This window comes from Streptomyces gottesmaniae (assembly GCF_031845845.1).
Classification (GTDB): Bacteria; Actinomycetota; Actinomycetes; order Streptomycetales; family Streptomycetaceae; genus Streptomyces; species Streptomyces akebiae.
In genome coordinates, this window is sequence record NZ_JAVRFJ010000019.1 from 171682 (window position 1) to 183349 (window position 11668).

The window sequence follows — 11668 nt, forward strand, 5'->3', positions numbered from 1 at the left end:
CCTGCGCCTCCGAGGGGGCGCGCCGCGCTGTCGTCACCGAGGGTCCGGAACTGGGTTACCGTTCACCCCCATGCGCACCATCCTGATCACCGGGCAAGGCGGCAGCGGCCGTACGACGGTCGCGGCGGCCACGGCGCTGGACGCGGCCCGCGCGGGGACACGCGCGCTGGTCCTGAGCGCCGACCGCGCGGACGGGCTGGGCGCGGCCCTCGGCACGGCCACGGGACCGCGACCCGTGCGGGTGGCGCCGAACCTCACCGCCTGGCGCCCCGACGCCGCGGCCGGCTTCCGCGAGGACCTCGTCGCCTTCCAGGAGCGCGCCACGTCCGTCCTCGACCTGCTGGGAGCGGGACGGCTGGACGCCGAGGAGCTCACGCCCCTGCCCGGCGCCGAGGAGCTCGCCCTGCTGCGGGCGCTGCGCGACGCCGCGCTGTCGGAGGCGTACGACCTGCTCGTCGTCGACCTGCCCCCCGCACCGCAGGCCCTCGCCCTGCTCGGCCTCCCGGAGGAACTGCGGCGGTACCTGCGCCGGCTGCTCCCGCCGGAGCGGCAGGCGGCCCGTGCGCTGCGGCCGGTCCTCGGCCGGCTCGCCGGAGTGCCGATGCCCTCCGAGTGGCTGTACGAGACGGCCGCCCGCTGGGACGTCGAACTGGCCGCCGTCGCCGCGATCGTCGAGGACCCGGGCACGAGTGTGCGACTGGTCGCGGAGCCCGGCCCGGCCGGCGCCGACCAGATGCGCCTCGCGGGCGTCGGACTCGCCCTGCGGGCCCTCCCCGTCGACCTGCTGATCGCCAACCGCGTCCTGCCCCAGGGCACGCACGACACCTGGCTCGCCGGCCTCGTCGCCCAGCAGCGCAAGGCGTGGGAGGAGTGGGAGGAGCAGGGCGCGACCCGTCCCGTACGGGGCGTCGGCCACCTCGGACGCGACCCCCGCGGCCCCGACGACCTCGCCGCTCTCGGTGTACCCGGTACGGGTGACTCTCCCGCACGCGTCGTCTGGCCCGTCACCGACAACCTCGGGGACGAGGGCGTGCTCGTGTGGCACATCCCGCTGCCCGGCGCGATACGGGACGAGCTGGATCTCATCCGGCGCGGCGACGAGTTGGTCGTCACGGCGGGCCCGATGCGCCGTATCGTTCCGCTGCCGTCGGCACTGCGCCGCTGCACCGTCGACGGCGCGGCCCTGCGCGACGGCAGCCTGAGGATCCGATTCGCGCCGGACCCGCAGTTGTGGCCCCGGACCCGGTGAACCGCATACGGCCGTTCGGGTAACGTCGAAGGTACGAACCGTAGGCAGGAGCCCGCCATGAGCGAAGAGCGCCCCACGTCCGACGCCGCTCGTGAGGACGCGGCCGCTCGCAGGGACGCGGCCGAGGAGGCACCGACGGCCGAGCAGGTACGCGAGAGCGACCGTGCGCGCGCCACCGACGCCGACGCCTGGGCGACGGCGTGCGAGGAGGATCTGAACGCGGAGAAGGCCCGCCGTCGCGCCCGGTACGGGCCGCCCCCGGGCTCGGCCGCCGAGGAACTGCGCAAGCTGGTCGACACCGTCGCGGACAAGCTGTCCGGGCTGCAGTCGCCCCTGCTCGGCGCGGTCGCCGGCGGCGCGGCCCAGCAGATGGTCAACCAGGTCGTCCGACAGGCCAAGGCCGCCGTCGAACCCGTCATCGAACGCAACCCGGACGTCTTCGACCATCTCGCCGCCGCCGGCGGTGAACTCCTCGCCGCGTACCGCTCCGCCGTCGAGGCCCAGGAGCGCCGCTGGACGAACCGGGGCACCGGCCACCAGGGAGGCCACGACCAGGGGGACGATCCGGGGCCCGGGGAGCGCATCGACCTGGACTGACGGCGGGCCCGTCCGCCGGGCGGACGCCGGGAGTCCCGGGGCAGGGCCTCGGGTACGGTTGGCCGTAGCGGGGCTCGACCGAAACTGAGGGATTCATGGGACTCACCATCGGCGTCGACATCGGCGGTACCAAGATCGCGGCCGGTGTGGTCGACGAGGAAGGCAACATCCTCTCGACCCACAAGGTGCCGACCCCGGGCACGCCCGAGGGGATCGTGGACGCCATCGCCGCCGCCGTCGAGGGCGCGCGAGCCGGACACGAGATCGTCGGTGTCGGCATCGGCGCGGCCGGCTATGTCAACCGTCAGCGGTCGACGGTCTACTTCGCCCCGAACATCGACTGGCGCAACGAGCCGCTCAAGGAGAAGGTCGAGGCCCGCGTGGGCCTGCCGGTCGTCGTGGAGAACGACGCCAACGCCGCCGCCTGGGGCGAGTACAAGTTCGGTGCCGGCAAGGGCCACCGCAACGTCATCTGCATCACCCTCGGCACCGGTCTCGGCGGCGGCATCATCATCGGCAACAAGCTGCGCCGCGGGCACTACGGCGTGGCCGCCGAGTTCGGCCACATCCGGATGGTCCCCGACGGCCTGCTGTGCGGCTGCGGCAGCCAGGGCTGCTGGGAGCAGTACGCCTCCGGCCGGGCCCTCGTCCGCTACGCCAAGCAGCGCGCCAACGCCACCCCGGAGAACGCGGAACTCCTCCTCGGCCTCGGCGACGGCACCCCCGACGGCATCGAGGGCAAGCACATCTCCATGGCCGCCCGCCAGGGCGACCCCGTCGCCGTCGACTCCTACCGCGAACTCGCCCGCTGGGCCGGCGCCGGCCTCGCCGACCTCGCCTCCCTCTTCGACCCCTCCGCCTTCATCGTCGGCGGCGGCCTGTCGGACGAGGGCGAACTGGTCCTCGACCCCATCCGCAGGTCCTACAAGCGCTGGCTGGTGGGCGGCAACTGGCGCCCGGTCGCCGAGGTCATCGCCGCCCGGCTGGGCAACGAGGCGGGCCTGGTGGGCGCGGCGGACCTGGCGAGAGAACCTGACCCGATCATGTAGACACCGGTCGACGGCAACCCCGCGCCCCGTTTTCAGGGGCGCGGGGAACGCGCGACCAACCATGACGCACCTGCAGTCGCAAACGGACAAAAGCCCCGAGCTCTTAGGCGTATCTTGATCCGCATGGCGACCATCCCGCTGCCCAACTCCCGCACCGACCCCGACGGTTCGGCCACCATCCGCGTCCTCAGCTACAACATCCGCTCCATGCGCGACGACACCTCCGCCCTCGCCCGAGTGATCACCGCCTGCGCCCCCGACCTGGTCCTCGTCCAGGAGGCCCCCCGCTTCTTCCGCTGGCGCAAGAAGCTCGCCAGGCTCGCCGCCGCCTCCGGCCTGGTCACCCTCTCCGGCGGGGCCACCGCCTCGGGGCCCGCGCTGCTGTGCGGCCTGCGCGCCACGGTCGAGCACACCGAGGACGTCCTCCTGCCCCTCACTCCGGGCCTGCACCGACGCGGCTTCGCCACGGCCGTGGTCCGCTTCGGCCGCGCCCGTCTCGGCGTCCTGTCCTGCCACCTCTCCCTCCACAAGGACGAGCGGTACGAGCAGGGCGGCATGCTCCTGGACCACCTCGCCGGCCTGGGCGTGCCGCACGCGGTCGCGGGCGGCGACCTCAACGAGCGCCCGCACGGCCGCACCTTCCGCCGCCTCGCCGGCGAACTCCAGGACTGCTGGACCACCAGCCCGTGGGGCGGCGAGTACACCTCCACCCCCACCGACCCCCACCAGCGCATCGACGCGATCCTGGCCACCCCCGGCATCGAGGTCCTCGGCTGCGGCGTCCCCCTCGACCTCCCCGGCATCACCGACGACGACCTGAGGGCGGCCACGGACCACCTGCCGGTCCTGGCCGCCCTCAGGGTCCCCGCCGACGCCTAGAGGTGTCGTACCGCCGCTAGCCGGCGGCCGACGGGTGCTCCTTGACCCGGTCGACGATCGCCCAACTGTCCAGGTACGAGAGCTGGGTGTACGTCTTCATGTCCTTGCCGTCGCCCGAGGAACGCTCGTCCCGGCAGCCGAGGAAGGCGTAGGTCACCGGGTCGAAGATGAAGTAGCCGCCGTAGCTGGTGGCTCCCTCGGGCAGGGTCGGGTCCTTGTAGGTGATGGCCACGCCGACCCGTCCCTTGGCGTCCTTCTGGTTCGGCACCGCCTTGACGCCCGGCACCATCCCGAGCGCCTCGTAGGCCGCCGGCCGCAGCCCCTCGGGCATCACCGGGACCAGCTTGAGCAGCCCGGCGAGGCTGAAGTGGATGTGCGACCACTCCTGGTCGGTGATGTCGTCCAGGGAGGTGTTCTTCTTCTGGCGCCCGAAGAACTCCCGCTGGACCGCCAGGATCAGCTTCTCCGGGTCGGTCGGCAGCTTCCGCAGCCTGCTCCAGTCCTGGGGCGGCCACACGCTCTCGTTGTCCGCCAGCGGTGGTGCCCACCATCCTTTGCCGAGCTCCATGACCCACGAGCGCTTGGAGCCGTCCACCGAGCGCCAGTTCTCGGCGACGTGGGTCTTCGTCCTCCCGGTCTTCTGGTCGGTCTCCTTGATGATCTCCTTGGTGTACAGGAACTGGTCGTCCCGCGGGCTGACCTGCTTCTCGTGCCGGCGCGCGTAGGCGGCCGCTCCGTTGAGCACCGCCCGCGCGCTCACGTTCCGCATCGGCGGCAGCTCGGCCACCGGCGGCTTCGCGGTCCTGCCCCGGCCGTCGTCGCCGTCGTGCTGCACGGCGACCAGGACACCGGCGGTGACGGCGGCGGCGACCACCCCGCTCAGCGCGATCCGCAGGACCGGACGGCGCCGTACCGGTGAGGCGAGCCCGAAAGTCGGCTTCCGCGTCCGGTCCGCGTCCGGCGCGGTGACGGTGGCGAGCAGCCGGGCCCGCCCCCGCCGCCGGGTCTCCTCGTCCAGCGGGGGCGCCCCCGCGTCGTAGGCGGCGAGGTCCCGCAGCTCCCACAGGGCCCTCGGGTCGTCGATGTCACGCATGGGCGTCTGCCTCTCGGAAAGCGGTCGGATCGGATCCGCCCAGTGCGGCGCGCAGTCTGCCGCGAGCCCGGTTCAGCCGGGATCTGATCGTGCCGACGGGCACGCCGAGGGCCTGGGCCGCCTCTTCGTAGTCGAGGCCGGCCCAGGCCACCAGCAGCACCACGTCGCGGTGCCGTGCGGACAACCCGGCCAGCGCCGCCGCCAGCTCCCGGCGCACCCCCGTGGCACCGGCCCTGGCGACCGCCCGGTCCGCGACCGGCTCCTCGTGCTCCACCGGCTCCGGCAGCCGGGCCAGCGCCCTGAAGCGCCGCGCCTCGGCCCGCCGGTGCCGGCCGACGAGGTTGGTGGCGACGCCGAACAGCCAGGGGCGGGCGTCGAGCCGCTCCAGGTCGTACGTGTGCCGCCGCTGGAAGGCGATGGCGAAGGTCTCCGCCATCAGATCCTCCGCCGCCTCGGGACCCAGCCGCCGAGCCGCGTAGCGGTGCACGGCGTCGGCATGGCGGTCGTAGAGGACGGCGAACAGCTCGGGCTCGTCCCGGGACCGCTCGATCACGCGGGCGTCACTCTCCTCGCGATCTCTCTCGCGATTTCTCTCGCGGGTGCCGAGTCCCGGTGGTCCGACGGGCATCGGGGCTCCTCTCGTTCGTCCGAACGCCTCGAAGGCTTGGGCTCGTTCGGGTCGTGCACCCGTACTTCGCCGTTCACCGGAATCGAGTTCCATTCCGCCGCCGTGGCGCGCGGCACGGGGCCGGACGACGGCGAGGGCCCGCCCGGAACGTTCCCGGGCGGGCCCTCGTGCGCGACGCGACGTCGGTGGCGGTGGGTCAGACGACCGCGCCCCGGCCCGGATCGTCGTCGTCCTCGTCGTCGCCCTTCATCCGCATCACCAGCGTGGCGAAGCCGCCGAGGAAGCCGCCGATGCCCAGGGTGGTGAGCCACCAGGTCATCTCCCAGCCGAGCAGCACGGCGAGCAGCAGCAGGACCGGACCGCCGACCACGCCCAGCCAGGCGAACTTCGCGGTCGCGTCGGCCTCCGGCAGCGGGGGCGGCTCGGGCGGCACGAAGTGACCCTCGCCGTCCTCGTCGTCCTCGTCGGAGTCCTCGTCGCCGGTGTCCTCGCCGACCGGGTCGGGCACACTGTAGTCGCGCGGGCCCGCCCCGACACCGGGCGCGAAGGCGACCGAGCTGCCGAGCGGCCTGGGGGCCGCGGGCCCCGCGGCGCCGTCGGACGCCTTGTCCGCGGACTCCTCCGGCTCGGCCTCCAGGAGGGCCAGGTCCTCCACGGACCTGAACGGCTTGGCACCCGGCGGGTCCGGCGGCTCCTCACCGAACCCGGCGACGATGGCCCGCCAGGCGGCGTCCTCGTCGAACGGCACGTGCTGCTCCTCGCCCGCGAGCTGCTCCTCGCCCGGCGTTTCACCGGACGAGGCGCCCCCGGCGCCTTTGCCGGGGCCGCCTGCGGAGCTGCCCGAGGAGTCGCCCCGTGAGTCACCGGGTGAGGCGCCGAGCGGCGCCCCCTGCTCCTCCGGCTCACGCTCGGAGTCGTGCTCAGCCACCAGTGGCCGTCCCTTCCCTCTGCTCCAAGGATCCCGGACCGATCCGATCCGCGGACCCCGAATCAGACTGCTGTACGGATTCCGCGTCGGACTTCTTCACACCCGCCGCCGCGGACTCCGTCGCGCGAGGCGCATCGGATCCCGCCACCAGCCGGGTGACGAACGCGTGGCTCTCCTCGAAGATCCGGTCCGCGTCATGGTCCAACGTCGCGACATGGTGGCTCTGTTCCAGCAGGATCTCCGTGACGTCCGTCGAGGACACCCGGCCGAGGACGCGCTCGGAGTCGACGGGCGGCACCACATGGTCCCGTGGGCTGTGCAGCAGCAGCAACGGCTGGGTGACCTGGGGCAGTTCGCCGTCGACGAGACGCAGGAAAGTGCGCAGGGAGTGGGCCGCGTGCAGCGGCACATGGCTGTACCCCAGCTCCTCGACGCCCTCCTTGGCGATGTCGCTGGTGATCCCCTTCGTGGTGGGGACGAAGTGCCGGAGCAGGGGAAGGGCGTGCGCGGCCGGGCCGTGCACCTTGTTCGCCGGGTTGACGACCATCACGCCGGCGACCGCGTCCCCGTGCTTCGCGGCCAGCCGCAGCGCCAGCGCGCCGCCCATGGACAACCCCGCGACGAAGACGTGCGTACAGCGCTCACGCAGGGTCCGCAGCTCGCGGTCCACCTCCGCGTACCAGTCCTGCCAGCCCGTCGGGCGGAGGTCCTCCCAGCGGGTGCCGTGGCCCGGCAGCAGGGGCAGCGCGACGGTCAGCCCACGCTCGGCGAGGTACTCCGCCCAGGGTCGCAGGGACTGCGGTGACCCGGTGAAACCGTGGCAGAGGAGGACTCCGACCTCCCCGCCCTCGTGGTGGAACGGCTCGGCTCCAGGAAGGACCGGCACGGTTCGGTCTCCTGTTCATGAGAAGGGTGTGAATGAGTCCGGATGTGGTTCACCGTACGCGACCGCACTGACACCGACCAGGGGCTTCGCCCGACACCGGTCGGACCTGTCGGACTCTTCCTCGGGCGTCCGGGTTAAGGTCTCCTCCACGGATCACAGAGAGGCACTCGGTTGTTGTACGGCGCGATGAAGGTCGCTATCGGGGGACCGCTCAAGGTCACCTTCAGGCCCTGGGTGGAGGGCCTGGAGAACATTCCGGCCGAGGGCGCCGCGATCCTCGCGAGCAATCACCTCTCCTTCTCGGACTCGTTCTTCCTGCCCGCGGTCCTGGACCGCAAGGTCACGTTCATCGCGAAGGCCGAGTACTTCACCACCCCCGGCCTCAAGGGCAAGCTGACGGCCGCCTTCTTCAAGGGCGTCGGCCAGCTCCCGGTGGACCGTTCCGGCGCGCGCGGCGCGGGTGAGGCCGCGATCAGGAGCGGCATACAGGTCATCGAGAGCGGCGAACTCTTCGGCATCTACCCGGAGGGCACCCGCTCGCCCGACGGCCGCCTCTACCGGGGCAAGCCCGGCGGCCTGGCCCGCGTGGCCCTCGCCACCGGTGCGCCGGTCATCCCCGTCGCCATGATCGACACGGAGAAGATCCAGCCCCCGGGCAAGGTCCTGCCCAAGGTCATGCGCCCCGGCATCCGCATCGGCAAGCCCCTCGACTTCAGCCGCTACCAGGGCATGGAGCACGACCGCTTCGTCCTGCGGGCGCTGACCGACGAGGTCATGTACGAGATCATGAAGCTCTCCGGCCAGGAGTACGTCGACATGTACGCGACCGCCGCCAAGCGGCAGATCGCGGACGCGGCCAAGGCCGAGAAGGAGGCCGACAAGGCCGCCAGGGCCGCCCTCGCCAAGGCCGAGAAGGAACAGGCCGCCAGGGAGCTGAGGGAACAGGCCGAGAAGGCCCGCACCGACAAGGACGGCACGGACGAGGAGCGCCCGGCTTCGTGACCGCCGGGTCTCCGGGTACGGTCGCGTTCCGGACGCGTATGCCGGGGGTGCCCGGTGGCGAGTCAACAGGGGGTGGGGACGTGCCGAAGCTCGAGCGGGTCATGGCGATGTCGGTGGAGCAGCCGCTGTGGCGTGCGCTCACCGGCTACCGGGTGCTGACGATGATCTACGCCGTCGGCCTCTTCGTCAGCGCGTACGACAAGTTCGAGCGCCCCTGGCTGGCCGTCGCCTACTACGCGGTGCTGGCCGGCTGGACGCTGGTGACCCTGCCCAAGGTCGCGGGCGCCGCCAGCTGCACCAAGCGGTTCCTCGCCGCCGACCTCACCATCGCGATCGTCGGCATCCTGCTCACCCGGCTCGCCGACTCCACCGCGCGGGTGGAGGCCGGAGGCCCCACGCTGCCGTCGATATGGACCGCCGGCGCGGTCCTCGCCTTCGCCGTCAAGGGCGGCTGGCGGTGGGCCGCCTTCGCCTCCACGCTCGTCGCCGTCGCCAACCTGATCCACCGGGGCGCCCCCACCCGCGACACCATCCACAACGTCCTGCTGGTCTGGGTCGCCTCCATCGCCATCGGCTACGTCGTCGAGGTCGCCCGCGCCTCCGAGCGCACCCTCGCCCGCGCCCTGGAGATCGAGGCCGCCACCCGCGAACGGGAACGCCTCGCCCGCGACATCCACGACAGCGTCCTCCAGGTCCTGGCCATGGTCCAGCGGCGCGGCACCGCCCTCGGTGGCGAGGCCGCCGAACTGGGCCGGATGGCGGGCGAGCAGGAGGTCGCGCTGCGCACCCTGGTCTCCGGCGGCCTGGTCCCCGTCTCCCGGATCTCGGAGGACGCGGCCCACGGGGCCCTCGTCCGCGTGGTGGACGAACCGGACGCGCCCGACGACGGCGCCGCCGGGGACCCCGTGGACCTGCGGGCCCTGCTCGCCCCGTACGCCGGCGCGAAGGTCACCTTCTCCGAGCCCGGCGGCCCGGTGCCGCTCGCTCCGGGGGCCGCGCGGGAGCTGGCGGCGGCGGTCGGCGCCGCCCTGGACAATGTGCGCGCGCACGCCGGCGACGGTGCCCGGGCCTGGATCCTGGTCGAGGACTGGCCGGACGAGATCATCGTGACGGTGCGGGACGACGGCCCCGGCATCCCCGAGGGGCGGCTCGCCCAGGCCGAGGGCGAGGGCCGGCTCGGGGTGGCCCTCTCCATCCGGGGGCGGCTGCGCGACATCGGCGGCACGGCCGAGCTGATCTCGGTGCCGGGCCAGGGCACGGAAGTCGAACTGAAGGTACCCAAGGCCGCACAGGAGCCGAGGGGCGTACGGGGGAAGGCGGAGAAACGGTGACGGAGAGCGTGGAGAGCGTGGACGACGGCGGCTCGGCGGTCGTAGGGCCCACGGACGGTCCGTCGGTGGGCGGCGGGTCGGTGGACGCGGTGGCACGGCCCGGCGGGGGCGGCGGCCCGATCAGGGTCATGGTGGTCGACGACCACCCCATGTGGCGCGACGCCGTGGCCCGCGACCTGGCCGAGTCCGGTTTCGACGTGGTCGCCACGGCGGGCGACGGCGAACAGGCGGTACGGCGCGCCCACGCCACCGGGCCGGACGTGCTCGTCCTGGACCTGAACCTGCCCGCGAAGCCGGGCGTACTGGTCTGCAAGGAACTGGTGGGCGCCAATCCCGCCCTGCGCGTCCTGGTGCTGTCGGCGAGCGGGGAGCACGCGGACGTCCTGGAGGCGGTGAAGTCCGGCGCGACCGGCTATCTGCTGAAGTCGGCGTCGACGGAGGAGCTGATCGACGCCGTACGCCGCACCGCCGTCGGCGACCCCGTCTTCACCCCCGGTCTCGCGGGCCTCGTGCTCGGTGAGTACCGCCGCCTCGCCTCCGAGCCCGCGCCCGCCCCGGGCGCCGACGAGCCGAAGGCCCCGCAACTCACCGAGCGCGAGACCGAGGTGCTGCGGCTCGTCGCCAAGGGCCTGAGCTACAAGCAGATCGCCGAGCGGCTCGTCATCTCGCACCGCACGGTCCAGAACCACGTCCAGAACACCCTCGGCAAGCTCCAACTGCACAACCGGGTGGAGCTGGTCCGCTATGCCATAGAGCGTGGTCTCGACGACGAGTAAACGTGCTGAATCACCCCATAGGGTGAAGGCGATTTGATCAACTCCGGTCAACTCACCCTCAAGCGGCCGTAATTCGCCGGAATTGGCTTCCCGTGGATGCCGAAGTGACCTGGATCACTATTAGCGTGACCCTCACCAGGCAACCGCGGCGAAGGGACATTTCCATGCGCGTCGGAGTACTGACCGGAGGCGGCGACTGCCCCGGGCTCAACGCCGTCATCCGGGGCGTCGTCCGCAAGGGCGTGCAGGAGTACGGCTACGACTTCGTCGGCTTCCGGGACGGCTGGCGGGGACCGCTGGAGAACGACACCGTCCGCCTCGACATCCCCGCCGTGCGCGGCATCCTGCCCCGCGGCGGCACGATCCTCGGCTCCTCGCGCACCAACCCGCTCAAGGAGGAGAACGGCATCCGCCGGATCAAGGAGAACCTCGCCAAGCAGGAGGTCGAGGCGCTCATCGCCATCGGCGGCGAGGACACGCTCGGGGTGGCGGCACGCCTGTCGGACGAGTACGGCGTGCCGTGCGTGGGCGTCCCCAAGACGATCGACAACGACCTCTCCGCCACGGACTACACCTTCGGCTTCGACACGGCGGTCGGCATCGCCACGGAGGCGATCGACCGCCTCCACACCACCGCCGAGTCCCACATGCGGGTCCTGGTGGTGGAGGTGATGGGCCGTCACGCCGGCTGGATCGCCATCCACTCCGGTCTCGCCGGCGGCGCCAACGTCATCCTCATCCCCGAACAGCGCTTCGACGTCGACAAGGTGTGCGCCTGGGTGACGTCCCGGTTCAAGGCCTCGTACGCGCCCATCGTGGTGGTCGCGGAGGGGGCCATGCCGAAGGACGGCGAGATGGTCCTCAAGGACGGCTCGCTCGACTCCTTCGGCCACGTCCGTCTCTCCGGCGTCGGCGAGTGGCTGGCCAAGGAGATCGAGAGGCGGACGGGCAAGGAGGCCCGTACGACCGTCCTCGGCCACGTCCAGCGCGGCGGCACGCCCTCGGCCTTCGACCGCTGGCTCGCCACGCGCTTCGGCCTCCACGCGATCGACGCCGTGCGCGACCGCGACTTCGGCAAGATGGTCGCCCTCCGCGGCACCGACATCGTCCGCGTCCCCATCGCCGACGCGACGGCCCGCCTGAAGACCGTCGACCCGAAGCTCTACGACGAGGTCGGCGTCTTCTTCGGCTGAGACGGGCGCGTCATGGCGTGCAGTTCCCCGTGCCCCCGAAAGGGGCGCGGGGAACTG

12 protein-coding genes are annotated in these 11668 nt (G+C 72.6%); 8 read left to right on the forward strand and 4 right to left on the reverse strand.

The genetic code is table 11. The features are described from left to right. Positions 1-70: 70 nt before the first annotated feature. From RM704_RS22605 to RM704_RS22620, 4 genes are all read left to right on the forward strand, one after another. On the forward strand, positions 71-1249 hold the full coding sequence (locus RM704_RS22605; protein ID WP_033528158.1) for an ArsA family ATPase: 1179 nt from the start codon (positions 71-73) through the stop codon (positions 1247-1249). A 57-nt stretch (positions 1250-1306) separates the two neighbouring features. Continuing rightward, positions 1307-1846, forward strand: a complete 540-nt coding sequence (locus RM704_RS22610; protein WP_033528157.1) for a DUF5304 domain-containing protein — start codon at positions 1307-1309, stop codon at positions 1844-1846. A gap of 95 nt (positions 1847-1941) precedes the next feature. Then, positions 1942-2895, forward strand: coding sequence for an ROK family glucokinase (locus RM704_RS22615; protein WP_033528156.1), 954 nt, complete (start codon positions 1942-1944; stop codon positions 2893-2895). 123 nt (positions 2896-3018) lie between these two features. Continuing rightward, positions 3019-3774: an endonuclease/exonuclease/phosphatase family protein gene (locus tag RM704_RS22620; protein ID WP_033528155.1), complete on the forward strand. Its 756-nt coding sequence runs from the start codon at positions 3019-3021 to the stop codon at positions 3772-3774. 16 nt (positions 3775-3790) lie between these two features. On the opposite strand, the gene RM704_RS22625 is transcribed toward RM704_RS22620, so the two are convergent. From RM704_RS22625 to RM704_RS22640, 4 genes are all read right to left on the reverse strand, one after another. After that, on the reverse strand, positions 3791-4867 hold the full coding sequence (locus RM704_RS22625; RefSeq protein WP_033528154.1) for a CU044_5270 family protein: 1077 nt from the start codon (positions 4865-4867) through the stop codon (positions 3791-3793). Beyond that, the gene (locus RM704_RS22630; RefSeq protein ID WP_033528153.1) at positions 4860-5495 is read right to left on the reverse strand and encodes an RNA polymerase sigma factor; all 636 of its coding nucleotides are present in this window, start codon (positions 5493-5495) and stop codon (positions 4860-4862) included. The genes RM704_RS22625 and RM704_RS22630 overlap by 8 nt, the downstream gene beginning before the upstream one ends. 196 nt (positions 5496-5691) lie before the next feature. Further along, positions 5692-6423 (reverse strand): hypothetical protein, encoded by a 732-nt coding sequence (locus RM704_RS22635; RefSeq protein ID WP_033528152.1) that lies wholly within the window; start codon positions 6421-6423, stop codon positions 5692-5694. Beyond that, a complete protein-coding gene (locus tag RM704_RS22640; protein ID WP_033528151.1) occupies positions 6416-7309 on the reverse strand; it encodes an alpha/beta hydrolase in 894 nt (297 codons plus the stop codon). The genes RM704_RS22635 and RM704_RS22640 overlap by 8 nt, the downstream gene beginning before the upstream one ends. 186 nt (positions 7310-7495) lie before the next feature. On the opposite strand from RM704_RS22640, the gene RM704_RS22645 reads away from it, so the two are divergent. From RM704_RS22645 to RM704_RS22660, 4 genes are all read left to right on the forward strand, one after another. Beyond that, positions 7496-8311 (forward strand): lysophospholipid acyltransferase family protein, encoded by an 816-nt coding sequence (locus RM704_RS22645; RefSeq protein ID WP_033528150.1) that lies wholly within the window; start codon positions 7496-7498, stop codon positions 8309-8311. Between the two features lie 80 nt (positions 8312-8391). Then, positions 8392-9642 carry a MacS family sensor histidine kinase gene (gene macS, locus RM704_RS22650; RefSeq protein ID WP_311591095.1) on the forward strand — a complete coding sequence of 417 codons (1251 nt, stop codon included), beginning with the start codon at positions 8392-8394 and terminating at the stop codon, positions 9640-9642. Between the two features lie 128 nt (positions 9643-9770). Continuing rightward, positions 9771-10418, forward strand: a complete 648-nt coding sequence (locus RM704_RS22655) for a response regulator (protein ID WP_033528219.1) — start codon at positions 9771-9773, stop codon at positions 10416-10418. 164 nt (positions 10419-10582) lie between these two features. Next, positions 10583-11611, forward strand: coding sequence for a 6-phosphofructokinase (locus RM704_RS22660; RefSeq protein WP_033528149.1), 1029 nt, complete (start codon positions 10583-10585; stop codon positions 11609-11611). Positions 11612-11668 lie beyond the last annotated feature (57 nt).